At 71.7% G+C, this 23,336-nt stretch carries 19 protein-coding genes and 2 tRNA genes; 9 read left to right on the top strand and 12 right to left on the bottom strand.

Annotated elements, in window-relative coordinates:
* Positions 1–180: 180 nt before the first annotated feature.
* Both tig and OG393_RS21890 read right to left on the bottom strand, forming a co-directional pair.
* Positions 181–1,575 (bottom strand): trigger factor, encoded by a 1,395-nt coding sequence (gene tig, locus OG393_RS21895; RefSeq protein WP_327376374.1) that lies wholly within the window; start codon positions 1,573–1,575, stop codon positions 181–183.
* A 211-nt stretch (positions 1,576–1,786) separates the two neighbouring features.
* Positions 1,787–1,863, bottom strand: a tRNA-Pro gene (locus OG393_RS21890).
* Positions 1,864–1,993: 130 nt separating this feature from the next.
* Here OG393_RS21890 and OG393_RS21885 point away from each other — a divergent pair.
* Positions 1,994–2,064, top strand: a tRNA-Gly gene (locus OG393_RS21885).
* 224 nt (positions 2,065–2,288) lie between these two features.
* Here OG393_RS21885 and OG393_RS21880 read toward each other — a convergent pair.
* On the bottom strand, positions 2,289–2,483 hold the full coding sequence (locus OG393_RS21880) for a hypothetical protein (RefSeq protein WP_327376373.1): 195 nt from the start codon (positions 2,481–2,483) through the stop codon (positions 2,289–2,291).
* Positions 2,484–2,835: 352 nt separating this feature from the next.
* Here OG393_RS21880 and OG393_RS21875 point away from each other — a divergent pair, with 352 nt between their 5' ends.
* Positions 2,836–3,924, top strand: coding sequence for an acyltransferase family protein (locus tag OG393_RS21875; RefSeq protein ID WP_327376372.1), 1,089 nt, complete (start codon positions 2,836–2,838; stop codon positions 3,922–3,924).
* Between the two features lie 84 nt (positions 3,925–4,008).
* Here the strand turns inward: OG393_RS21875 and OG393_RS21870 are convergent, their stop codons facing one another.
* Together OG393_RS21870 and OG393_RS21865 are read right to left on the bottom strand one after the other, a co-directional pair.
* The gene (locus OG393_RS21870; RefSeq protein ID WP_327376371.1) at positions 4,009–4,458 is read right to left on the bottom strand and encodes an HD domain-containing protein; all 450 of its coding nucleotides are present in this window, start codon (positions 4,456–4,458) and stop codon (positions 4,009–4,011) included.
* A gap of 54 nt (positions 4,459–4,512) precedes the next feature.
* Positions 4,513–5,658: a PP2C family protein-serine/threonine phosphatase gene (locus tag OG393_RS21865; RefSeq protein WP_327376370.1), complete on the bottom strand. Its 1,146-nt coding sequence runs from the start codon at positions 5,656–5,658 to the stop codon at positions 4,513–4,515.
* Positions 5,659–5,765: 107 nt separating this feature from the next.
* On the opposite strand from OG393_RS21865, the gene OG393_RS21860 reads away from it, so the two are divergent.
* Entirely contained in the window at positions 5,766–6,995 is a 1,230-nt protein-coding gene (locus OG393_RS21860) for a GNAT family N-acetyltransferase (protein ID WP_327376369.1), read from the top strand.
* A 228-nt stretch (positions 6,996–7,223) separates the two neighbouring features.
* On the opposite strand, the gene OG393_RS21855 is transcribed toward OG393_RS21860, so the two are convergent.
* The 3 genes from OG393_RS21855 to OG393_RS21845 form a co-directional block, all read right to left on the bottom strand.
* Complete coding sequence (locus tag OG393_RS21855; protein WP_327376368.1) at positions 7,224–8,033, bottom strand: Fpg/Nei family DNA glycosylase; 810 nt, start codon at positions 8,031–8,033, stop codon at positions 7,224–7,226.
* A 7-nt stretch (positions 8,034–8,040) separates the two neighbouring features.
* The gene (locus tag OG393_RS21850; protein WP_327376367.1) at positions 8,041–8,532 is read right to left on the bottom strand and encodes a ribose-5-phosphate isomerase; all 492 of its coding nucleotides are present in this window, start codon (positions 8,530–8,532) and stop codon (positions 8,041–8,043) included.
* Positions 8,533–8,671: 139 nt separating this feature from the next.
* A complete protein-coding gene (locus OG393_RS21845; protein WP_327376366.1) occupies positions 8,672–9,295 on the bottom strand; it encodes a biotin transporter BioY in 624 nt (207 codons plus the stop codon).
* A gap of 506 nt (positions 9,296–9,801) precedes the next feature.
* Here OG393_RS21845 and OG393_RS21840 point away from each other — a divergent pair.
* Both OG393_RS21840 and OG393_RS21835 read left to right on the top strand, forming a co-directional pair.
* Entirely contained in the window at positions 9,802–11,217 is a 1,416-nt protein-coding gene (locus OG393_RS21840; RefSeq protein WP_327376365.1) for an amino acid permease, read from the top strand.
* Positions 11,218–11,392: 175 nt separating this feature from the next.
* Positions 11,393–12,037: a superoxide dismutase gene (locus OG393_RS21835; RefSeq protein ID WP_327376364.1), complete on the top strand. Its 645-nt coding sequence runs from the start codon at positions 11,393–11,395 to the stop codon at positions 12,035–12,037.
* Between the two features lie 193 nt (positions 12,038–12,230).
* On the opposite strand, the gene OG393_RS21830 is transcribed toward OG393_RS21835, so the two are convergent.
* Positions 12,231–12,866 carry a mycothiol-dependent nitroreductase Rv2466c family protein gene (locus OG393_RS21830; protein ID WP_327376363.1) on the bottom strand — a complete coding sequence of 212 codons (636 nt, stop codon included), beginning with the start codon at positions 12,864–12,866 and terminating at the stop codon, positions 12,231–12,233.
* 144 nt (positions 12,867–13,010) lie between these two features.
* Between OG393_RS21830 and pepN the strand changes: the two genes are divergently transcribed.
* Both pepN and OG393_RS21820 read left to right on the top strand, forming a co-directional pair.
* The gene (gene pepN, locus OG393_RS21825) at positions 13,011–15,602 is read left to right on the top strand and encodes an aminopeptidase N (protein ID WP_327376362.1); all 2,592 of its coding nucleotides are present in this window, start codon (positions 13,011–13,013) and stop codon (positions 15,600–15,602) included.
* A gap of 175 nt (positions 15,603–15,777) precedes the next feature.
* Positions 15,778–16,779: a hypothetical protein gene (locus OG393_RS21820; protein ID WP_327376361.1), complete on the top strand. Its 1,002-nt coding sequence runs from the start codon at positions 15,778–15,780 to the stop codon at positions 16,777–16,779.
* 90 nt (positions 16,780–16,869) lie between these two features.
* Here OG393_RS21820 and OG393_RS21815 read toward each other — a convergent pair whose 3' ends face one another.
* The 3 genes from OG393_RS21815 to OG393_RS21805 all read right to left on the bottom strand — a co-directional run bounded on the left by OG393_RS21815 (position 16,870) and on the right by OG393_RS21805 (position 18,871).
* A complete protein-coding gene (locus tag OG393_RS21815; protein ID WP_327376360.1) occupies positions 16,870–17,364 on the bottom strand; it encodes an HPP family protein in 495 nt (164 codons plus the stop codon).
* Positions 17,365–17,436: 72 nt separating this feature from the next.
* Positions 17,437–18,324, bottom strand: coding sequence for a pyridoxamine 5'-phosphate oxidase family protein (locus OG393_RS21810; RefSeq protein WP_327376359.1), 888 nt, complete (start codon positions 18,322–18,324; stop codon positions 17,437–17,439).
* 91 nt (positions 18,325–18,415) lie between these two features.
* Entirely contained in the window at positions 18,416–18,871 is a 456-nt protein-coding gene (locus tag OG393_RS21805) for a VOC family protein (RefSeq protein ID WP_327376358.1), read from the bottom strand.
* A gap of 132 nt (positions 18,872–19,003) precedes the next feature.
* On the opposite strand from OG393_RS21805, the gene OG393_RS21800 reads away from it, so the two are divergent.
* Positions 19,004–19,546, top strand: a complete 543-nt coding sequence (locus OG393_RS21800; RefSeq protein ID WP_327376357.1) for a CGNR zinc finger domain-containing protein — start codon at positions 19,004–19,006, stop codon at positions 19,544–19,546.
* 373 nt (positions 19,547–19,919) lie between these two features.
* Positions 19,920–23,237: a S8 family serine peptidase gene (locus tag OG393_RS21795; protein ID WP_327376356.1), complete on the top strand. Its 3,318-nt coding sequence runs from the start codon at positions 19,920–19,922 to the stop codon at positions 23,235–23,237.
* The last annotated feature ends 99 nt before the right edge of the window (positions 23,238–23,336 follow it).

Raw genomic sequence — 23,336 nt, 5'->3', positions numbered from 1 at the left:
GGGGACGGGGTACGACCCTGCCCTCGTATTCATGGACCCTAACGCGCAGGTAGGACAACGCCATCCCGCTTCCCGAACTGTTCGCTGGGAGCGCAAGGTAGTTGGGGTCCCGCGCAGACGCCCACGGGCCCGGGCGCACCGCAGTGCACCCGGGCCCGTGGACCGGTTTCGGAGCGAGGATCAGCCCTCGTTCTCCTCCTCGGCGGCCTCGGTCCCGCCGGTGACGGCCTCGACCGTCTCGGCGGCGGCCTCGGTCTCGGCCTCGTCGTCCTCGAGGTCGACGGCCTCACCATTGGTGTCGACGACCTTGGCGGCCTCGACGACGACCGCGAGGGCCTTGCCGCGGGCGACCTCGCCGACGAGCATCGGCACCTGGCCACCCTCGACGACGGCCTGGGCGAACTGGTCGGGGCTCATGCCGGAGGAGGCGGCGCGGCGCATGAGGTGCTCGGTGAGCTCCTCCTGGCTGACGTTCAGCTTCTCCCGGTTGACGAGCTCATCGAGGATGAACTGCGTCTTGATGCCCTTCTCGGCCTGCTCCTTGGTCTCCGCCAGGAACTCGTCCTCGGTCTTGCCCTGGAGCTCCAGGTACTTCTCGAGGTTCAGGCCCATCTGGCCGAGCTGGTGGTGCTCCAGGTTGTGCTTGCGGGTGTTGATCTCGTCCTCGAGGAGCTTCTCGGGCATCGGGACCTCGACCAGCTTGAGGAGCTCGTCGAGGACGCGCTCCTGGGCCTGGGTGGCCTGGTCGAACTGCTTCATGTTCTCGAGGCGCTTGCGGCTGTCGGCCTTGAGCTCGTCGAGGGTGTCGAACTCCGACGCCATCTGCGCGAACTCGTCGTCCAGTTCGGGAAGCTCACGGGCCGCGACGGCGCTCAGCTTGACGGTGACCTCGGCGTCCTTGCCCTCGGCGGAGCCGCCCTTCAGCTGCGAGGTGAAGGTGGCCTCGCCGCCGGCCTCCAGGCCGGTCACGGCTTCGTCGATGCCGTCGAGGAGCTCGCCGGAACCGATGGTGTAGGAGACGCCCTCGGCGACACCGTCGGGGAGGACCTCCCCGTCGACCTTGGCCTCCAGGTCGAGGGTGACGACGTCGCCCTCGGCCGCGGCACGCTCGACCGGGTTGGTGGAGGCGAAGCGCTCGCGCAGCTGCTCCACGGACTTCTCGACGTCCTCGTCGGTGACCTCGACGGCGTCGACGGTGACCTCGATGCCGGAGAAGTCCGGGATCTCGATCGCCGGACGGATGTCGACCTCGGCGGTGAAGGCCAGCAGCTCGCCGTCCTTCAGCTCCTTGATGTCGACCTCAGGCTGACCCAGCGGGTTGACCTCGGCCTCGTTGACGGCCTCGGTGTAGAACTTCGGGAGGGCGTCGTTGACGGCCTCCTCCAGCACCGCACCACGGCCGAACCGCTGGTCGATCACACGAGCCGGGATCTTGCCCTTGCGGAAGCCCTTGACCGTGACCTGCTGGTTGATCTTCTTGTACGCCGCGTCGAGGCTGTCCTTGAGCTCCTCGAAGGGCACCTCGACAGTGAGCCGAACCCGAGTCGGGTTCAGGGTCTCCACGGCGCTCTTCACGGTTCGGTCTCCTTGGTGGCTGATTCTTGGATTCTGCCGATGCCGCTGGTGAGCGGTTCCGGCCGATCGGCCCGGTCAGAGAGACACACGGGCACGCAGCTTGCATAGTAGCCGCAAGCGGCATGGCGCCCACAACGCGATCTTGCCTGCGGGAGCCCGGCCCTGTCAGCGGTCGCCCACCCAGGTGTCCGGTGACGCTGGTCGGACGTGATGGTCGGGGTGGCGGGATTTGAACCCACGGCCTTCCGCTCCCAAAGCGGACGCGCTACCAAGCTGCGCCACACCCCGTCGGTGCGACACGTAGGGTACATGGACGGAGACAGCGCGACGCCCCGTTTCCGGGGGTGTGCGGGGACCGCCCGGGACCCGCTACGATGCTGTCCGTGCCGCGGGCCTCGTGACCTGCGGTGCGATCTTCGCGGGCGTAGCTCAATGGTAGAGCCCTAGTCTTCCAAACTAGCTACGCGGGTTCGATTCCCGTCGCCCGCTCTTCTGGCCCGGGGCCAGGCAGGAGACACCTTCTCCCGTCTGGCCCCGAGGCGTTTCCCGAGGCGGCCGGGGACGCACGGGGACCTCGGGGCCGGATTCGGGGTACGGAGAGGCGCCCCTCGACCCCGGGTGTCTCCGGGCCGGAGATCCACGGGCCGGGGCGCGCGCCGGGCGGCTACGGCGCGGTCGCTTCACTCCGCCCCGGGCCCGGGGCGGAGCCGCGGTCAGAACTTGATGGAGCCGACGGTCTCCGTTATCGAGTCGAGGAAGCGCTGGATGTCGTCGGCCATGCCCGTGGAGGCGAGGAAGAAGCCGAAGAGCACCGCGACGACGGCCGGGCCGGCCTTGAGGCTCCCCCCGCGGATCAGCACCACCAGGATGACCGCCAACAGCAGCACCACGGATAGCGAAATGGCCACAACTGATCACACCCTCGGTCGGTCCCACCTTGCCGCCCGGGAGCGCACGTCACAGAACACCCCCGCTGCCCCCATCGTGCCACCAACTTCCTTCCCATCGATGCCGGGTGACGAATCGTCGAGGCCGGGATCGAGCCAACCGGGGAATCCGGGACCCGCCACTCCGCTTCCCTCACCTCTTCTCCACAGCAAATTCCGATGTCCGGCCACCGCGAGGGCGAAGTAAACGGAAGATCCACTTCGGCGCGTTCTAAACGATCATTCACGGGGTTCTCACCGCATTCACAGACAGGACGCGTACGGGCGTTCCAGAGCTTTACGTCTGCGATTTGGCGCGGCTAGTGTGCGGCAGATGTCCTCCCCCCCACCCCTGTCCGAACGGCTCGGATCCCGCCAGGAGCCGGTGCCCGGACCGGCCGACACCCCCACGCCTCCGGCCGGCCGGCGCGACGCGTACTTCGACAACGTGAAGTACGCGGCGATCGTGCTCGTGGCCGTCGGTCACGCCTGGGAGCCGCTGATGGGCGGCAGCCGCACCACGCAGGCGCTCTACCTGGTCGTCTACACCTTCCACATGCCGGCCTTCATCCTGGTCTCCGGATACTTCTCACGGAGCTTCACCGGCCGGCCCGACCAGCTCAGACGACTGATCACCGGGGTGCTGGTGCCGTACCTCGTCTTCGAGACGGCCTACTCGCTGTATCTGCGCTGGGCGGGCGGCGAACCGGACCAGCCGCTCAGCCTGACCGACCCCTTCTACCTGACCTGGTTCCTGCTCGCCCTCTTCGTCTGGCGGCTGTCGGCCCCGCTCTGGCTCACGCTGCGCCATCCGGTGCCGGTGGCGCTCACGGTGGCGGCGCTCGCCTCCCTCACGCCGGGGATCGGTGGCGACCTCGACCTCCAGCGGGTGCTGCAGTTCCTGCCGTTCTTCGTCCTGGGTCTGGTGCTGCGGCCCCATCACTTCGAGCTGGTGCGCAGACGCGCGGTACGGGCGCTCGCGCCGGTGGTGGCGCTTGCGGCGTTCGTCGTCGCCTATCGGGTGGCGCCGGACATCCGCCACGGATGGTTCTACCGGGCGGACAGCGCGCAGGAGATCGGCGCACCCGGGTGGACCGGGCCGGTGATGACGCTGCTCCTGTTCGGCTGCGCGCTGGCGCTGACGGCGGCCTTCCTGGCCTGGGTGCCCCGCCGCCGGACCTGGTACACCGTGCTCGGCGGGGGCACCCTGTGCGGCTACCTGCTGCACGGCTTCGTGGTGAAGGGCTTCGCCTACGCGCATCTCGCGGAGAAGTACCCGTGGCTCGGGTCCCCCGGCGGCGAGATCCTGGTGACGCTGCTGGCCGCCGCGGCGGTGACCCTGCTGTGCACGCCGCCGGTCCGACGCGCGCTGCGCTGTGTGACCGAACCCCGGATGGCCTGGGCGTTCCGGCGCGAGGGCTGAGCACCGCCGGCCCGGCCGACGCGGGACACGAGCGTCGCGGCGCCGGGCGCGTGGGGGCTCGGAGCGGGCGCGGGCCGTGTGCCGTCAGGCGGACGGGAGACCGAGCAGGGCGCGTACCCGGGCGTACTTGGCCGTCAGCCGGTCCCGGGTGGGCTCGTCCAGTGCGCCGAGCCGGGCCGGATCGGTGTTGTGGGCGAGATCGGCCTCCTTCACCAGCAGGGCCCCGGGCGTGGCCAGGATCCGCCCCGTGTACGCCTCCGGCCCCTCGCCCGCGCGCCTGCTCAGGGCGAGGACCATGTCCTTGACCGCGCGCGGCAGGGCGGCTGCCTCCAGCCACTCGGCGGAGAGCGCGTCGTCCTCGACGGAGTCGTGCAGCCAGGCCGCCGCGATCTGCTCCTCGCCGCCGCCCCGTGCCCGTACCCCCTCCGCGACGGCCTGGAGGTGTTCGGTGTACGGGCGCCCCGCCTTGTCGGTCTGACCCTGGTGGGCGTCACGGGCGAGGCGCTCGATCTCGGCGAGGCTGAGGTGCGGCATGCGCCGACTGTACGGCGGCGCGGGGCGCCGCGTCGGCGGCGGGAGCCCGGCCGGTCAGCCCTGGCGGCTGATGAGCAGCAGGGCGCGGTCGTCGTTGACGTCCTTGGCGCAGGCTTCGATGAGGTGCCAGGCGGCGCCCTCGAAGCCGGAGGCGACGTAGCGGTCGGCCTCGCCGGTGAGCCGGTCGATGCCCTCCGCGATGTCACGGTCCGCCGATTCGACGAGTCCGTCGGTGAAGAGCATCAGGACGTCTCCGGGCCGCAGCGAGCCCTTGACCGGGTGGAACTCGGCGCCGTCGTAGACGCCGAGGAGCGGGCCTTCGGCGGCCTTCTCCTCCCAGCGTCCGCTGCCGGCGTGGAGTTGGAGCGCGGGCAGGTGCCCGGCCGACAGCAGCTCGTAGTCGCCGGACTCCAGATCGAGGACGAGGTGGATGGAGGTGGCGAAGCCCTCGTCCCAGTCCTGGCGCAGGAGGTAGCCGTTGGCGGCGGGCAGGAAGCCGTGCGGGGGCAGTGAGCCCAGCAGTCCGCCGAAGGCGCCCGACAGCAGGAGGGCGCGCGAGCCGGCGTCCATGCCCTTGCCGGAGACGTCGGTGAGCAGGACCTCCAGGGTCCGGCCGCCGTGGGTGCGGGCCGCGACGACGAAGTCCCCGGAGAAGGACTGGCCACCCGCCGGGCGTAGGGCCATCTCCCGGTGCCAGCCCTGCGGGAGGCGGGGTAGGGCGCTCTGGACCCGGATGCGTTCGCGCAGGTCGAAGAGCATGGTGCCGCCGCGGCGCCAGGGCACGCCGACGCGTGCCCGGAACTGGGCGATGAGCAGCCCGAAGAGTCCGCAGGCGGCGACGACCAGGACCGTGCCCGGGGTGACCCGGGCGGGACCCTCCAGGTAGGGGCCGAGCACGAGCGACTCGACGATCAGCGCGCCGGCGGAGGCCGCGTACAGGCCGAGGAGGCTCGCGGGACGCAGCAGCAGTCCGCCGGCCACGATCGGCAGGACGAGCGCGGCGGGGGCGCACCACACGGGGTTGGCGAGGGTGCCCCAGGTGATCGCCGGGACGGTGAGCAGCAGACCGGCCAGCGCCACCCAGTCGGAGCCGTCACCCCGGAAGTAGTCGACCCCGGATTTGCGCAGCGCGATGCGGGCCCGGTGTGCGCTCTTGCGCAGCCGGGCCCCGTACGAATCGACTCCCGTACGACGTCCCATTGGGCTGGACCCTATCCACCCGAACGGACCGCGTGCAGGGGGACCCCTGAGACATTGCGCGTGAAATCGGGTCGCCCCAGGCACGGAGGCGCTGATATCGATGGCATATGACTACTGACCTGCGGGTACTCGAGCCGGCCGAGTGGGACGACTGGTACGCGACGCTGGAGCTGGCGTTCGGCGGTGTGCCGGAGTCGGCGCAGGAGCGCGCACTGTGGCGGGAGCTGACCGAGTACGAGCGTTTCCTCGGGGTCTGGGACGATGAGCGGTGCGTCGGTACGGCGGGGGCGTTCCGTTTCCGGATGTCCGTGCCGGGCGGGGCGGTGGTGCCGACGGCGGGCGTCACGATGGTCAGTGTGGCCGGGACGCACCGACGGCGTGGTGTCCTCACCTCGATGATGCGGCGCCAGCTGGACGACGTCCGGGCCTGGGGGGAACCGCTGGCGGTGCTGACGGCGTCGGAGCCGGCGATCTACGGGCGCTTCGGCTACGGGGTCGGCACCTGCACGACCCGGGCGACGATCGACACGCACCGGGTAGGGCTGGCGGTCCCGGCGGGCACGGACGAGGTGACGTTGCGCCAGGTCGATCCGGTGGAGGCGACGGCGCGGTGCGAGGCGGTGTACGCGCGCCGGGTCACGCGTCGGCCGGGGATGCTCGTGCGGCAGCCGGGGTGGGACAGGGTGCCGCGGCTCGACCCGTCGGGCGAGCGGAACGGGGCCTCGCCGCTCCAGTGCGTGCTGGCGGAACGGGACGGCGAGGTGGTCGGGTACACGCTGTACGCGATCAAGCCGGAGTGGTCGCCGACGGGAGCCGACGGCTCGGTGCTGGTGCGGGACCTGGAGGCGCTGGACCCGGCGGCGGAGGCGGCGTTGTGGCGTTTCCTGTGTTCCGTCGACCTGACGTCGAAGGTGCGGATCCACAGCCGCCCGGTGGACGACGCCTGGCAGCATCTGGTGAGCGACATCCGGCGTTGCGCGCCTTCGCAGCGCGACGCGCTGCACGTGCGTCTGGTGGACGTGGGCGCGGCGCTGGAGGCGCGGACGTACCTGACTCCGGTGGACGTGGTGTGGGAGGTGACGGACGCGTTCTGCCCGTGGAACGAGGGGCGTTGGCGGCTGACCGGGGACGGGAAGGGGGCGGTGTGCGTCCCGACCGGCGACCGGGCCGATCTCTCCCTCTCGGCAAGGGAGTTGGGCGCGGCGTATCTGGGCGGGACCTCGCTGGTGTCGCTGGCGGCGGCGGGCCGGGTACGGGAGCTTCGGGACGGGGCGCTGGTGGAGGCGTCGGTGGCCTTCGGGACGCCGGTGGCTCCGTGGCTGCCGCACGGCTTCTAGGGCGTGTGGGGAAGTAGCTCCGTCCGCCCGGAGGGCGGGGCCCGCCGCGTCTGGTGCGTGTGATCGCAAGGCGGAGGATCATCCTCGTACCGGGCGCACTCGGATGACTCCGGCAACGCGGCGAGCGCGCGTACCAGGCGTCACGGGCCGGGAGGGACTCCCGCGACACGTCCTGGTGCCGCGGTGCGGGTCGCCCTTCGCCCGCCGGCGGGGCCGGCCCGGGACCGGTCAGGCGGGCTGGCAGCCGGGGCACCAGAAGAGGTTGCGGCCGGCGAGGTCGGCGGTGCGGATCACGGCGCCGCACACGTGGCAGGGCTGCCGGGCGCGGCGGTAGACGTAGACCTCGCCGCCGTGGTCGTCGACGCGCGGCGGGCGGCCCGTCGCCTCGGGGGCGTGTTCGGGGCGGACGGTGTCGATGCGGTTGAGGCGGACCCCCTCGCGCATCAGGGCTGCGAGGTCGGTCCAGACGGCGTCCCACTGCCCGGCCGTGAGGTCGCGGCCCGCGCGGTAGGGGTCGATGCCGTGGCGGAACAGCACCTCGGCGCGGTAGACGTTCCCGACGCCCGCGACGATCTTCTGGTCCATGAGCAGGGCGGCGATCGTGGTGCGTGAGGCGGAGAGGCGCCGCCAGGCCCTGGCCGGATCGGCGTCCGGGCGGAGCGGGTCGGGGCCGAGGCGGTCGTGTATCGCCGTCTTCTCGCCGTCCGTGATCAGCGCGCAGGCCGTCGGGCCGCGCAGGTCGGCGTAGGCGTCGGCGTGGGCCAGACGGAGCCTGACGGTGTCGGTGGGCGGCGGCGCGGGGGCGGCGCCGAAGGCGACCTTGCCGAACAGGCCGAGGTGGATGTGTACCCACTCGCGGCCGGGGAACCCCAGGAAGAGGTGCTTGCCGTGGGCCTCGGTGTCCATGAGCACGGCGCCGTCGAGCAGCGCCGCCGAGTCGGCGAACTTGCCCTGGGGGCTGGTGACGCGCACGGGCCGGCCGCCGAACCGTTCCCGGTAGTCGGCGGCCAGCCGGTGGATCGTGTGCCCTTCGGGCATGGAGGGATCAGGCCTCGTTCTGCGGGTGGTGGGCCGGGATCGGGGGGAGTTCGCCGGTCGTCTCGTAGGCCGTGAGCATGTCGATGCGGCGGCTGTGGCGCTCGTCGCCCGAGTACGGCGTGGCGAGGAAGATCTCGACGAACTTCGTCGCCTCTTCCCGGGTGTGCATCCGGCCGCCGATGGAGACGACGTTGGCGTTGTTGTGTTCGCGGCCGAGGGCGGCGGTCTGCTCGCTCCAGGCGAGGGCCGCGCGCACCCCCTTCACCTTGTTCGCGGCGATCTGCTCGCCGTTGCCGGAGCCGCCGATGACGATGCCGAGGCTTTCCGTGTCCGCGGCCGTCTTCTCCGCGGCCCGCAGGCAGAACGGCGGGTAGTCGTCCAGGGCGTCGTAGATGTGGGGTCCGCAGTCGACGGGCTCGTGGCCATGGGCCTTCAGCCACTCGACGAGGTGGTTCTTGAGTTCGAAGCCGGCATGGTCGGAGCCGAGGTACACGCGCATGGTTCCGAGTGTGGCACGCGCGGCGGTGGCCGGCCGCCGCCGGGGTCGGCACCTTCACCCCTTCCGGTGCCGGTCCACCGGGTCCCCCGGCCTCTCCGGAGACCCTGAGAGCCTGTCGGGTGGTCTCCGACCGGGCCTCTCAGGCCCGGTGGCCGGCGAGCTTCCAGGCGGCGGGCAGCAGCCCCATGGCCAGTGCGGCCTTGAGCGCGTCGCCGATCAGGAACGGGGTCAGGCCGGCCGCGACCGCCTGGGACAGGGACATGCCGGTGGCGAGGGCCAGGTAGGGGACGCCCACCGCGTAGATGACCAGGGAGCCGAGCACCATCGTGGCGGCCGTGCGCGGCACCGAACGGTCGGCGCCACGGCGGGCGAGGGCGCCGGCCAGACCGGCGGCGAGCAGCATGCCGAGGATGTAGCCGAAGGAGGGCATCGACCAGCCCGAGGCGCCCTGCGCGAACCAGGGCATGCCGGCCACGCCGGCGACCGCGTACAGGGCGAGGGAGAGGAGACCGCGGCGGGCGCCGAGCGCGGAGCCGACGAGGAGGGCGGCGAAGGTCTGGCCGGAGACGGGTACCGGGGAGCCGGGGACGGGGACGGCGATCTGCGCGGCGATGCCGGTGAGGGCGGCGCCGCCGACGACGAGGGCGATGTCGCGCGCCCGGCTGGAGGCGGCCTCGCGTGCGAAGACCCGGGGCGAGGGCAGCAGGTCGGCGAGGACCGTCCCCGCGTGGAGGGGACGGACGGGGGCGACAGCGGTGGTCATCGGTACTCCGCGGGCTTGGGCCCCCGTGCGAAGGCCGGGGGAAGGGCCGGACGGATCGACCGTAGTCGAGGAGTGAGCGTCCGATCACCGTCAGCGGTCCACAAGCGAGGGGCGGGCTCTTCGTCGGGAACGGACAAGACGGGGCGGCTCGCCCGCGTGTCGCGTGACGCTCGTCACGGGCAGTCCTTGGCGAGAGGTCCGTTTTGCTCTGAGGCGTTCCCGATGGGGAGACTGTGGGGTCTCCATAAACGCGTGCCCGAACCCTGGATTCCCGCGACCGGCTCGCCGACTCGCCGGCCACATCCCGTCGCATGACGGCTCCGGACCGACACCCCTTCTCCGAAGCCCCTCCCTTGGCGCAGGCGCGGGGCACGGGACACGACGGGGTCACGTCCGTTCACATTCCGTGAAGATAGTGACCGTATAGCGGACATTCGTTCCTTGTGAGCGGTGTGGCCACCCAGACTGTGGCGGTTCCTACCCTCAGTCAACGAACAGGGCGGCCCATGTCACGGACCACCGCGCCCGCGCCCGCGCCCGCCGACCGCAAGGACGACGGCGCGACCTCACCGAGCGGGCTCACACACGGACTCAAGCAGCGCCATCTCTCGATGATCGCCCTCGGCGGTGTGATCGGTGCCGGTCTCTTCGTCGGCTCCGGTGCCGGCATCGCGGCGGCCGGCCCCTCGATCGTGGTCGCCTACGCGATCTCGGGCCTCCTCGTCATGCTCGTGATGCGCATGCTGGGCGAGATGTCCGCGGCGAACCCGGCGTCCGGCTCCTTCTCCGTCCACGCCGAGCGGGCCATCGGCCCGTGGGCCGGTTTCACGGCGGGCTGGTCCTTCTGGTTCCTGCTGTGCGTGGCGGTCGGCCTGGAGGGCATCGGCGCCGCGAAGATCATGACCGGCTGGCTGCCCGGCACGCCGGAGTGGGCTTGGGTGGCCCTGTTCATGCTGGTGTTCTGCGCGACGAACCTGGCGGCGGTGAAGAACTTCGGCGAGTTCGAGTTCTGGTTCGCCACCCTGAAGGTCGGGGCGATCGTCCTCTTCCTCGGAATCGGCGTCCTGGCCATCGTGGGCGTACTGCCGGGCTCGGACGCGCCGGGCACCACGAACCTGACCGGTGACGGCGGGTTCTTCCCGAACGGCTCCGAGGGCCTGATCGTGGGTCTGCTCGCGTCCGTGTTCGCGTACGGCGGGCTGGAGACGGTGACCATCGCGGCGGCCGAGTCCGAGCACCCCGTGCGCGGTGTCGCCAAGGCGGTCAGGACGGCGATGTGGCGCATCGCCGTCTTCTACATCGGCTCGATGGCGGTCATCGTCACCCTCGTACCGTGGGGCGACGAGGCGGTCGTCGAGCGGGGCCCGTACGTCGCCACCCTGGATCACCTGGGCATCCCGGCGGCCGGTCAGATCATGAACGCGGTGGTGCTGGTCGCGCTGCTCTCGGCGATGAACGCCAACGTCTACGGCGCCTCCCGGATGGCCTGCTCGCTGGTCGACCGCGGCCAGGGCCCGAAGTCGCTGGGCCGGAAGTACGGCGGAGTGCCGCGTCCCGCCGTGCTCGTCTCCTCGGTCTTCGGTTTCGGCTGCGTGCTGCTCAGCTACTGGCGGCCGGACGACATCTTCCTCTGGCTGCTGAACACCATCGGCGCGATCATCCTCGTCGTCTGGTTCTTCATCGCCGTCTCACAGCTGGTGCTGCGCCGCCGGACCGAGCGCGAGGCACCGGAGAAACTGGTGGTGCGGATGTGGGCGTACCCGGTGCTGACGTGGTTGGCGCTGGCCGGCATGGCGGTCATCTTCTTCCTGATGGCCCGCGAGGAGGGCACCCGCGTGCAGTTGTACTGGACGGGCGGGCTGACGCTGCTGCTCGCGGCCGTCGGTCTGGTGCGCCAGAAGGCCGTGGGCCGCGCTTCCTGAATCCGCCGCCCCCCGCCGGCACGAACCCCCGGACCGCCTTCGGTCCGGGGGTTCGTGCCGTATCCGGGGGACGTCGGTGCCCGGCCGGAGGGCCGACCGGCCGGGCACCCTTACTGCTGCTAGCCTGCACTTGCATATAGATTGCAATAAGCAGAAGCGGCGAGAGGCTCGGCACATGGCGATCTACACACTTCCGGAACTGCCCTACGACTACGCGGCGCTGGAGCCGGTGATCAATCCGCAGATCATCGAGCTGCACCACGACAAGCACCACGCCGCCTACGTCAAGGGTGCGAACGACACCCTGGAGCAGCTGGAAGAGGCACGCGAGAAGGACGCGTGGGGTGCCGTCAACGGCCTGGAGAAGAACCTCGCGTTCCACCTGTCCGGACACATCCTGCACAGCATCTACTGGAACAACATGAACAGCCCGAAGGACGGCGGCGGCGGCGAGCCGCTGGCCGCCGACGGGGTCGGCGAGCTCGCCGACGCGCTCGCCGAGTCCTTCGGCTCGTTCACGAAGTTCAAGTCCCAGCTGACCAAGGCCTCGGCCACCACGCAGGGGTCCGGCTGGGGCGTCCTCGCCTACGAGCCGGTCAGCGGCCGGCTGATCGTCGAACAGGTCTACGACCACCAGGGCAACGTCGGCCAGGGATCGGTGCCCATCCTGGTCTTCGACGCCTGGGAGCACGCGTTCTACCTTCAGTACAAGAACCAGAAGGTGGACTTCATCGAGGCCATGTGGCAGGTCGTCGACTGGCAGGACGTGAACAAGCGCTACCAGGCGGCCAGGGCCTCCGTCCCGCTGATCTCCTTCTGATCGGCCCCCAGTCGTCCTGCTCGTGATCGTCTTCTCAGCCTTCGCGTGGCGGACGGAATGACGGAGAACCCCCGTGATGACGTGAATCACGGGGGTTCTTCGCTGCGCGGGTGCGGACCGCCCGGCCGTTTCGACGAGGGCCGGGCGCGGGCTGCGGGCCCCGGCGCGGGCATCCGGCCCGGCGGCAGGCGGGCTACTCGAAGCTGGGTGCCGCCGTGCGGGTGCGCTTGATCTCGTAGAAGCCGGGCGTCGCCGCCACGAGCAGCGTGCCGTCCCACAGCCGGGCCGCGGCCTCGCCGCGCGGCGTCGGGGTGACCACCGGGCCGAAGAAGGCGACCTCGTCGCCGTCCGAGCCGGGCACGGAGATGACCGGCGTGCCGACATCCTGGCCGACCTTGTCGATCCCCTCCTTGTGGGAGGCGCGCAACTCGGCGTCGTAGACGTCCTGGTCGGCGTAGTCGGCCAGCTCGGCCGGCAGGCCCGCGTCGGCGAGCGCGCCGACGATGGCCTCACGGGTCGGGCCCTCGCCGTCGTTGTGGAAGCGGGTGCCGAGTGCGGTGTACAGCTTGCCGACGACCTCGTCGCCGTGCAGCCGCTGGGCCGCCGTCACCACGCGCACCGGCCCCCACGCCTGGGTCTCCAGCATCTCGCGGTACTCCGGTGGGACCTCGTCCAGCCGGTTCTCGTTGAGCACCGCCAGGCTCATGACCTTCCAGCGGACGTCCACCGGACGCACCTTCTCCACCTCCAGCATCCAGCGGGAGGTCATCCAGGCCCAGGGGCACAGCGGGTCGAACCAGAAGTCGGCGGTGGTCCTGCTCTCGGACATGTCACTCCTCGTGGACGGCTATCTGACGGACACGTGCGCCGGTGAGGCAACGCCACGCGCCGCCGAGGACATTCCCCGTGCGCCGGGCGACAGCCGCACATGGGAGGATCGGTGCTGTTTCGAACGTGCCACGAAGGAGTGCCCGTGCCCGGAGAGAATCTGTCCCGCGACGAGGCCCGCGAGCGGGCCGAGCTGCTGACCGTCGACGCGTACGAGGTGTCCCTCGACCTGCGCTCGGCCGTCGGCGAGTGCGCGGACGAGGTGCGGACCTTCCGCTCGGTGACGACGATCCGCTTCCGTCGTACAGGCACGGGCGCGGCCACCTTCGTGGACCTGATCGCGCCGGCCGTGGACGCGGTGGAGCTGAACGGCCGCGCGCTCGACCCGTCCCTCGTCTTCGACGGCGCGCGGATCGCGCTGGACGGCCTGGCCGACGAGAACGTCCTGGTGGTGGACGCGCGGTGCGCCTACAGCCGGACCGGCGAGGGCATGCACCGCTTCGTCGACCCCGAGGACGGCGAGGTCTACCTCTACACGCAGTACGAGCCCGCCGACGCCCGCCGGGTGTACGCGAACTTCGAGCAGCCGGACCTCAAGGCGCCCTACCGGTTCGAGGTGACCGCCCCCGAGGGCTGGACGGTGTGGAGCAACGGCGTCGGCGAGCGGGTACGGGAGGACGCGGACGACACGCGCGGGCACGGCACGGTGTGGCGGTTCGCGGAGACGGAGCCGATCTCCACGTACATCACCTGTGTCGTCGCCGGGCCCTACCACCACGTCACCGACACCTACCGGCGGACGCTGGCGGACGGGACCGAGCTGGAGATCCCGCTCGGCGCGATGTGCCGCAAGGGCCTCGCCCGGCACTTCGACGCGGACGACGTCTTCCTGGTCACCAAGCAGGGTTTCGACTTCTTCCACGACAACTTCGACTACCCGTACCCCTTCGGGAAGTACGATCAGGCATTCGTCCCCGAGTACAACCTCGGCGCGATGGAGAACCCGGGCATGGTGACCTTCCGCGAGGAGTACATCTACCGGGGCAAGGTCACCCAGGCGGCGTACGAGCGCCGGGCGAACGTCATCCTGCACGAGATGGCGCACATGTGGTTCGGCGACCTGGTCACCATGGTGTGGTGGGACGACCTGTGGCTGAAGGAGTCCTTCGCGGACTTCATGGGCTCGTTCTCGCTGGCCGAGGCGACCCGCTTCACCAACAGCTGGGTGACCTTCGCCAACAACCGCAAGGCGTGGGCCTACCGGGCCGACCAGCTGCCGTCCACCCATCCGATCACGGCCGACATCCGTGACCTGGAGGACGCCAAGCTGAACTTCGACGGCATCACCTACGCCAAGGGCGCCTCGGTCCTCAAGCAACTGGTGGCGTACGCGGGCCGGGACGCGTTCCTGGAGGGCGCGCGCCGCTACTTCAAGCGCCACGCCTACGGGAACACGCGCCTGGCCGACCTGCTGTCCGTCCTGGAGGAGACCTCCGGCCGCGACATGAAGGCGTGGTCCCGTTCCTGGCTCCAGACCTCCGGGGTCAACGCGCTGACGCCCGAGGTGACGTACGACGCGGACGGCAGGATCACCGAACTGGCCGTCGTCCAGGACGGCGAGGAGCTCCGCCCACACCGGGCCGCGGTCGGCCTGTACCGGCTGTCGACCGAGGGCGAGCTGGTGCGGTACGCGCGGGCCGAGGCCGACATCACCGGCGTGCGCACGGCGGTGACCGGGCTCGTGGGCGAGGAACGGCCCGCGCTCGTCCTGGTCAACGACGACGACCTGACCTACTGCAAGATCCGCTTCGACGAGGGGTCGCTGGCCACGCTGCGCGCCCACCTCGGCGACATGACGGACCCGCTGGCGCGCGCCCTGTGCTGGTCGGCGTTGTGGAACCTGACCCGCGACGGGCTGATGCCCGCCCGGGACTTCGTCGCGACCGTCCTGGACTTCGCGGGCCGCGAGACGGACATCGGCGTCCTCCAGATGGTGCACGCCTGGGCGCAGTCCGCCGTCACGCACTACGCCGCGGCCGACTGGCGCCCGGAGGGCGGCCGGCTGCTGGCCGAGGGCGGGCTGCGCGAGCTGCGGCTGGCCGAACCGGGCAGCGAGCACCAGCTCACCTGGGCTCGCTTCCTCGCCGCCACCGCCACCACCGACGCGGACTTCCGACTCCTGGAAGGTCTGCTCGACGGCACGGCGAAGATCGACGGGCTCGACGTCGACCAGGAGCTGCGCTGGGCCCTCTTGGCGCCGCTGGCGGCGCACGGCCGCGCCGATGAGACCCGGATCGACGAGGAGCTGTCGCGGGACGACACGGCGACCGGCAAGCGCCACCAGGTGCGCTGCCTGGCGGCCCGCCCCTCCGCCGCGGTCAAGGCGCAGGCATGGGCGCAGGTCGTCGAGTCGGACATGCTCTCGAACGCCCTGGTGGAGGCGACGATCTCGGGCTTCGTCCAGTCCTCGCAGCGCGAGCTGATCGCGCCGTACGCGCCGAAGTACTTCGCGGCGATCGAACGACTGTGGGAGGAGCGCTCGATCCAGATCGGCATGGACGTGGTCCGCGGTCTCTTCCCGGGTCTTCAGGACAGCGAGGAGACGCTCGCGGCGGCGGACGCCTGGCTGACGGGGCACGAGTCGGCCGCGCCGGCGCTGCGCCGGCTGGTCCTGGAGGCGCGCGACGACCTGGCCCGCGCCCTGCGCGCCCAGGCGTGCGACGGCCGCGCGCGGTAGCGGCGGCCCGCCGGCGGACGGCCCCCGGAACGCGTGGGCGGGCCCGGGGCCGTCCGCGTGAGGCGTGAGGGGCCTTCGGCCCAGGACGCGCCCGCTTGAGGACGAGCTCGTCCCGAAATGTCGACGGGATCGTCACAGCGGTTAGCGCGGCCGGGGGCGGCGGAAGACCCCCAGCATGAACCACGACACCCCCACCTCCCCCCGTTCCTTCCCCTTCCCGGCGGTCGACGCCCGCCGGGTGCTCTGCGCGGCGCAACTGAGGGCGCTCGGTATGACCGGAGCCGATATCGCCGCGTACGGCCGGCCGGGCGGGGGCTGGCAGCAGCTGCTCCCCGGGGTCTTCCTGCTGCACCCCGGGCACCCCACGGGCGAGGACCGGCTGGAGGCGGCGCTCCTGTACGCGCGGCACTCCGGCGCGGTGCCGGCCCAGGGGCCGGACGCCGTGGTCACCGGGCAGGCGGCCCTCGCCCTGCACGGTTTCGCCCACGTCCCTCCGCCCGCCGGACTCGAACGGATCGAGGTGCTGGTGCCCCGCACCCGGCGGCTGCGGTCGGCCGGCTGGGTCCGGGTGGTCCGGTCCCCGGAGATGCCCGAGGCGACGGAGATCGCCGGTGTTCCGGTCGCACCGGTGGCGTGGGCGCTCGCGGACGCGGTGTCCGGACTGAGCGACGCCGGGACGGTGCGCCGGCTGCTCATCGAGGCCGTCCGCGGCGGGCACTGCGAACCGGGCCCGGTGGTACGGGAACTGAACCGGGCGCGACTGCTGACCCGGCCGCACGTCGTGGAGGCCGTGGACGCGCTGCTGGCCGAGGGACGAGCGGTCGCCGAGGACCGGCTGTACGCGATGGTGCGGGAGCACGGGCTGCCCGACCCGGTGTGGAACGTGGACCTGCGGCTGCCGGGCGGCCCGCACCTGGGTGAGGTGGACGCGTACTGGCCGGACCAGGCGGTGGCGGTGGAACTGGACACCCGGGCCAGGCGACAGGACGACGACGCCCTGTGGTCCGAGCACGCCCGCAAGCGCGAGCAGTTGGAGCGCGTCGGCATCACCGTCGTCCACCTCACCCCACGGGGGCTGCGGGAGGCCCGGGAACAGCAGGCCACCATGGTCCGTACGGCCCTGATGGCCGCGGGGGACCGGGAGCCCGCCGCCTATGTCGTCGTGCTGCCCCGCTGAAGGATCTCCGGGGCACCCTTCTCCGTGAGGGTGCGAGCCGGATTCCCCCTGGCGGGCCGCCGCCCTCGACTCCTGCTTCCCGGGGCGGGATCAGAACCAGTAGGCCGGGTAGGGGCGGCCCGCCGCTCGGGCGCCGGCGAGCCCGAGGGCCACGAGGAGGACGGAGGCGAGCAGGAGCAGCGCGAGGAAGGCCGGGAGGGGCGGTGCCTGGAGGGCGACGATCACGGCCGTGGCGGCGGCCGGCGAGTGCGGGGTGCGGGCCGCCGACATGACACCGAGCGCGAGCCCGCCGGCGACAGCCGCGCCCCAGAGCCCCGGCCCCGCGACGGCGAGGACGGCGAAGCCGGTGAGCGCCGAGAGGAGTTGGCCGCCGACGACCGACCTGGGCTGTGACAGCGGCAGTTCGGGGGCCCCGGCGAGCAGGGCCATACTGGCGGCCAGTGGAGGGATGAGCAGCGGCTGGTCGAGTACGCCGCCGACGGCGACGAGCACGAGCAGCGCGGCGACACTGACGGCGGTGGACAGCGCGACGGACCGGAGGCGCGGGCGCGCGGGTGGCCGTGCGGGAGCGGGGGCGGTCGTCACGGGGCTCTCGGTCTCCTTCGCGGGGCCGGGTGAGGTGGGGGTCGCCCGCCGCGTGGCGGGCGGTGCGCCGGGTCAGGCGGGCCGGGGGCCGGCCGGCGGGTGCACGGGATCCGACCAGCGCAGCGGGACGGCGCGGGGGATCTCGACGACCTCTCGGACACAGAAGCGGGTGGTCCGTTCCGTCTGGCCGTAGTCGGTGGTGGCGTCGCCCGTCAGCTGGAGCGTCGTGCCCGTTCGCCAGTCCGGGAAGAGCAGGCCGGCCCGGCCGTCCGACTCCAGGTTGCCGAGAGTCAGGAACATCGCGTTGCCCGGGTAGTCCCGCCAGCTCAGCTCGGTCGGGGTGTCGACCCGGACGAAGCCCGGATCGCCGCCGCGGTGGCTCGCGTCCATGCCGTCGGGGGCGCTGGTCGCGATGAAGAAGGTGTCGGCGGCGTGGACGAAGCGCCGCTGCCCGGGATCGAGTGCCGTGCCGCGCCGCACGGCCCCGGGAAGGGCGTCGGGGTCGGGTGGGTACGGCTCCCGTTTCCTCAGGTATTTGGGGCAGTTGGAGAAGACCTGCTCCGCCTCGACCGTGAAGCCGCGCGGGCTGGGCCGGGCCGTGCCGTTGAGGCGCATCCGGCGGCGGGTGCGCGGGTCGAGGGCGAGCGTGCCGACGGCGGTGCCGGCCGGGGTGACCGCTCCGGCGAGGGGATCGTGGTCCGGGACCCCGCCGGCGACCGAGATCGTGTGCTGGCCGGTCGCCCGGACGAATCCGGGCCGGCCGGCCAGCAGGGCGCTCCACACCCTGCCGTCGGCGTCCGCCGCCCCGAGCACCAGCATCGGCTGGGCCTCCAGGAAGGCCGCGGCGACGGGGCGGATGCCGGGACCGATGGAGCGGCCGACGTGGGCGGCGAGGTCGCGGACGCCGAGGCGTCGCTGCACCGCGAGGGAGCCGGAGTGGAAGGCGTGCACGGAGTCCATGGGACGTCCTCTCGTTCGGCGGCCGGGCGGGATGCCGGGGGCATCCCGCCCGCGGGGCCACGGGTGCGGGCGGTCGCGCTTGCGGGGCCGCTCAGAAGAAACCGCAGGTCGGTGCGGTGCCGGACGGCGCCGGCGCGCCCTCGGCGCCCGTGGGGGCGAAGATCTCCAGGCGGATGCCGTCCGGGTCGTGGAAGAAGATGCCGCCTGAGGCGGAGCCTTCGCCGTGGGCGACCACTCCCTCGTAGGCGAAGGAGACGTCCAGCGCCCTGAGCGCCGTCTCGGCCGCCTCGACGCGCTCGATCGACTCGGCCCGGAAGGCCAGGTGATGGAGGCCGGAGCGCCCGGAGTCGTAGGCGCCGTCGGCCTGTTGCCAGAGCGTGAGGACGAGCTGCCCGTCCTGCCCCAGGAGCGCGAACCGGCCGCCCTCCTCCGCGCCCTCACCAAGGGGTTCGAAGCCGAGGACGTCCCGGTAGAAGCCGAGGGAACGCTGAAGGTCCGTGACGTTGAGGCCGGTGTGCCCCGTGTGCAGCGTGCCGATCGCCGGCATGGCGGTTCCCCTCTGTACGACGGCGAGCCCCCGGAGGGCTAACCTCTTAAATTGACTTTAAGGGTTAGCCAGGCGTAAGCGCAACCGGTCACGTACCCTTGAGGGGTTACTCACCGAGGAAGGCCGTCGACGATGACCGTTTCCGACCCACGCCCCCTCACGGGCGAGCCGGTGGCCCTCGATCTGCTCAACACCCGGTGGATGCGGGACGGCGTACGCCAGGACCTGCTCACGGACGAGGCGGGACTGACCGTGTGGCTGCGCGCCAACGGACTCCACGAACGCTTCACCGCCGACCCGGCCACCCTGCGCCACACCCTCGCGGCCCGCGACGCCCTCGCGGCACTGGTGGACCGCCCGGGAGACCCGGCCGCCACGGCGCGGGTCGACGCCGTCCTCGGGCACGGCCGCATCCGCGCCACACTGACCACCGAGGGACCGGGCGAGGAGGTGGAGTTCCGCGACCCCACCCGCGGCCCCGGCTGGACCGCCGCCCGCAACTACCTCGACCTGCTGCGCACGGCCCCGGACCGCATCAGGGCCTGCGCCCATGACGCGTGCATCCTGCACTTCTTCGACACCTCACGGAACGGGACCCGCCGCTGGTGCTCGATGGCGGTCTGCGGGAACCGGGCCAAGGCCTCGCGGCATCACGCCCGCGCCAAGGACGCCTGAGCACCTGCCGAGCGGCTCCTCCCCGGCATCCGCGCCGACACCCCTCCCCGCCCCGGCACCCGATCCCGCGCCGTCATGAAGCCGTCCGGCGCGCGAAGCCGGAAGCACGACCCTCGCCGCACCCTCGCCCCACCCTCGCCGCACCCCCACTCCGCCCTCGCCCCACCCTCGCCCCACCCTCGCCCACCCCGACCCAAACGCCCTTTTGGACGCTGTTCGTTCCCTATGGCGTATGCCGGACAGTGGCGGATGTCCGCCATCCCGTCATCCCGCCACCCGGCAACTCTCCACAAACCCCTGTCACTTGCGAAAGTGTGAGCGGTCATCCGGTGCCGAATTCCGGACTCTCTCTTTCACCAAAACAGGGATGTAAATGACCACCCCCGCATCGCAGAGCTCCATAGCCGGGCACTCGAACCCCGGGCACAGACGCGCGGCACGCATCGCCGCCGCCGCCGGACTCGTGACCGCGCTCATCGCGGCCGGCGCTGCTCCGGTCCTGGCCGCCGAAGAGCCGGCGACCACTCCCCCGGTCAAGTCCGCCGACGCCGCCGACAAGCTCGGCGCCACCGACGCCCAGCGCCTGTCCGAGGCCGAGGCCACCGGCGCGCGGAACGTCACGATCCTCGTGGCCACCGCGCCCGGCGCCACCGAGCAGGTGGCCGGCCAGCTCGACGCGGTCCACGGCGCCTCGATCGGCAAGCAGGACGACAAGCTCGGCTACGTCCGCGCCACCCTGCCCACCGCCAAGGCCGGTGCCGCCATCAAGGCCGCCACCAAGCTGTCCGCGGTCCAGTCGATCGACCTCCAGGCGGAGATCGTGCTGGACGACCCGACCCCGGACGCCGGCACCCCGAGCGCCGCCGGCGGCCACCGCGGAAAGCGGACCTACACGGGCCCCGACAGGAAGACGCCGGCGAAGAACCCGTACAACCCGTCCTTCGAGACCGGTGCGGTCGAGTTCGTCCAGGACCACCCCCGGGCCGACGGCCGCGGCGTGACCATCGGCATCCTCGACTCCGGTGTCGACCTCGCCCACCCTGCCCTGCAGAAGACCACCACCGGCGAGCGCAAGATCGTCGACTGGGTCACCGCCACCGACCCGATCACCGAGGGCGACGGCACCTGGCGCGCCCAGGTGACCGAGGTCACCGGCCCCGTCTTCAGCGCCTCCGGACAGAGCTGGAAGGCGCCCGAGGGCACCTACCGCTTCAACCGCTTCTCCGAGGCGGCCACCCAGGGCGGCGACCCCGAGGGCGACATCAACCGGGACGGCGACACCACCGACGTCTTCGGCATGCTGTACGACCCGGCCGCCGGCACCGTCCGCGTCGACACCGACCAGGACGGCGACTTCACGAACAACGCGCCGATGAAGCCGTACAAGGACGGCCACCAGGTCGGCTACTTCGGCACGGACGACCCGTCCACCGACGTCGCGGAGAAGACCCCGTTCGTCGTGGAGATCCGCAAGGACGTCCCGATGGACCCCTACGGCGGCAGCTGGGTCGGCAAGAAGGCCGACTTCGTCAACATCGGCGTCGTCGAGTCCGCCCACGGCACCCACGTCGCCGGCATCACCGCCGCCAACGGCATGTTCGGCGGCCGGATGGACGGCGCCGCTCCCGGCGCCAAGATCGTCTCCGCCCGCGCCTGCACCTGGTCCGGCGGCTGCACCAACACCGCCCTGACCGAGGGCATGGTGGACCTGGTCGTCAACCGCGGCGTCGACATCGTCAACATGTCGATCGGCGGTCTGCCCGCGCTCAACGACGGCGACAACGTCCGCGCCCGCCTCTACACCCGGCTGATCGACGAGTACGGCGTCCAGCTGGTCATCTCCGCCGGCAACTCCGGCCCCGGCACCAACACCATCGGCGACCCCGGTCTCGCCGACAAGGTGATCTCGGTCGGCGCCGGCGTCTCCAAGGCGACCTGGGCCGCCAACTACGGTTCGGACGTCAAGAAGAAGTACGCCATGTTCCCCTTCTCCTCGCGCGGCCCGCGTGAGGACGGCGGCTTCACCCCGACCGTGACCGGCCCCGGCTCGGCCATCAGCACCGTCCCGACCTGGCAGGCCGGTTCCCCCGTGCCCGAGGCCGGCTACGAGCTGCCCGCCGGCTACGCCATGTTCAACGGCACCTCGATGTCCTCGCCGCAGGTCGCCGGCGCCGGCGCGCTGCTGATCTCCGCGGCCAAGCAGCGGCACATGGACCTCTCCCCGCTCACCCTGCGCACCGCGCTCACCTCGACCGCCAAGCGGATCTCCGGTGTCGCGGCGCACGAGCAGGGTGCCGGCCTCGTGGACATCGTGGACGCCTGGGATTCGATCCGCTTCGGCGCGACCGCGCACGACTACAAGGTCGAGGCCCCGGTCGACACCGTGATCTTCCCGGCCCCGCACACCGGCACCGGTGTGTACGACCGTGAGGGCGGCCTCAAGGTCCGCCAGAAGAAGGTCTACGAGGTCACCGTCACGCGCACCAGCGGTCCGAACCGGACGCTCTGGCACCGGCTGAACCTGAAGCACAACGACGGCACCTTCCGGATCGTCGGCGGCGACTGGATCGCCATGCCGCTGAACAAGCCGGTCACCGTCAAGCTGCAGGCCCGCGCGAAGACCGCCGGTGTGCACAGCGTCATCCTGGAGGCCGACGACTTCTTCACCGAGGGCGTCGACAAGCAGATCATGGCGACCGTCGTCGTCGCCGGCGATCTGACCGCCCCCGGCTACACGTTCACCGCCACCGGCTCCGTACAGCGCAACGACGTGAAGTCGTACTTCATCACCGTCCCGAAGGGCGCGAAGACCCTCGAGGTCGCCCTCGGCGGCCTGAAGGCGAAGAGCCAGACCCGGTTCATCGCGATCCACCCCTACGGTGTGCCGTTCGAGTCGACCGCGTCCAACGTCTGCTACCCGCACTACAACCCGGCCAACACCTGCCGTCCGGACCTGCGGTCGTACGCGAACCCGACGCCGGGCGTCTGGGAGATCGAGGTCGAGGCCCGCCGTACCTCGCCCGACCTGAACAACCCCTACCGGCTGGACGTGTCGGCGCTCGGCGCCGTCTTCGACCCGGCGGTGCAGACCGTCGACGAGGCCAAGGTAGGCACCCCGGCCGCCGTCGAATGGAAGATCACCAACTCCTTCGCCGCGATCGACGGCACGCTGAAGGGCGGCCCGCTGGGCTCCGCCCGGGTGGAGACCCCGACCATCGGGCACCACGAGCAGCAGACGAAGACCGTCACCATCGGCGAGGGTGTCGAGCGGCTCGACGTGGCCATCGGCAACACCTCCGACAAGGCCGCCGACCTCGACCTGACCGTCTACCTGGGCGACAAGCAGGTCGGCCAGTCGGCCGACGGCGACTCGGAGGAGTCCGTCTCCCTGGTCAAGCCGGCCGCGGGCACCTACACCATCGTCATCGACGGCTACTCGGTCCAGGCGGAGGGTGGCACGACCTACGACTACAAGGACGTCTACTACTCCTCCGCGCTCGGCACCGTGCAGGTCGACGAGACGAAGCGGGTGAAGCTGGCGAACGGCGCGACCACTCAGGTCGGCGCCGAGGTCCTGGTCTCCGGCATGGCTCCGGAGGGCCGGCGGTTCTTCGGCGAGGTCCAGCTGCTGAACGCGCGCGGAACCGCCGCGGGCACCGGCAGCGTCGTGATCGGCAAGGTCACGGAGTAGGGACACGCCGTAACGAGGGTCACACCTTGGCATGACATGCCCCGGGGCGGGCACCGGAGACGGTGTCCGCCCCTTCGCTGTACCGGGCCTTCCGGGGGC

The organism is Streptomyces sp. NBC_01216, from assembly GCF_035994945.1.
In the GTDB taxonomy this organism is placed as follows: Bacteria; Actinomycetota; Actinomycetes; order Streptomycetales; family Streptomycetaceae; genus Streptomyces.
The sequence above is the reverse complement of the archived record's forward strand: the minus strand, read 5'-3'. Positions and strand labels throughout refer to the sequence as shown.

Coding starts and splice junctions, on each gene's coding strand:
- OG393_RS21860 (WP_327376369.1), top strand. CDS start 5,766: ATGACTACTGACCTGCGGGTACTCGAGCCGGCCGAGTGGGACGACTGG.
- OG393_RS21810 (WP_327376359.1), bottom strand. CDS start 18,324: ATGGACTCCGTGCACGCCTTCCACTCCGGCTCCCTCGCGGTGCAGCGA.
- OG393_RS21875 (WP_327376372.1), top strand. CDS start 2,836: ATGTCCTCCCCCCCACCCCTGTCCGAACGGCTCGGATCCCGCCAGGAG.
- OG393_RS21800 (WP_327376357.1), top strand. CDS start 19,004: ATGACCGTTTCCGACCCACGCCCCCTCACGGGCGAGCCGGTGGCCCTC.
- OG393_RS21865 (WP_327376370.1), bottom strand. CDS start 5,658: ATGGGACGTCGTACGGGAGTCGATTCGTACGGGGCCCGGCTGCGCAAG.
- OG393_RS21835 (WP_327376364.1), top strand. CDS start 11,393: ATGGCGATCTACACACTTCCGGAACTGCCCTACGACTACGCGGCGCTG.
- OG393_RS21805 (WP_327376358.1), bottom strand. CDS start 18,871: ATGCCGGCGATCGGCACGCTGCACACGGGGCACACCGGCCTCAACGTC.
- OG393_RS21845 (WP_327376366.1), bottom strand. CDS start 9,295: ATGACCACCGCTGTCGCCCCCGTCCGTCCCCTCCACGCGGGGACGGTC.
- OG393_RS21855 (WP_327376368.1), bottom strand. CDS start 8,033: ATGCCCGAAGGGCACACGATCCACCGGCTGGCCGCCGACTACCGGGAA.
- OG393_RS21850 (WP_327376367.1), bottom strand. CDS start 8,532: ATGCGCGTGTACCTCGGCTCCGACCATGCCGGCTTCGAACTCAAGAAC.
- OG393_RS21820 (WP_327376361.1), top strand. CDS start 15,778: ATGAACCACGACACCCCCACCTCCCCCCGTTCCTTCCCCTTCCCGGCG.
- OG393_RS21830 (WP_327376363.1), bottom strand. CDS start 12,866: ATGTCCGAGAGCAGGACCACCGCCGACTTCTGGTTCGACCCGCTGTGC.
- OG393_RS21795 (WP_327376356.1), top strand. CDS start 19,920: ATGACCACCCCCGCATCGCAGAGCTCCATAGCCGGGCACTCGAACCCC.
- OG393_RS21870 (WP_327376371.1), bottom strand. CDS start 4,458: ATGCCGCACCTCAGCCTCGCCGAGATCGAGCGCCTCGCCCGTGACGCC.
- OG393_RS21840 (WP_327376365.1), top strand. CDS start 9,802: ATGTCACGGACCACCGCGCCCGCGCCCGCGCCCGCCGACCGCAAGGAC.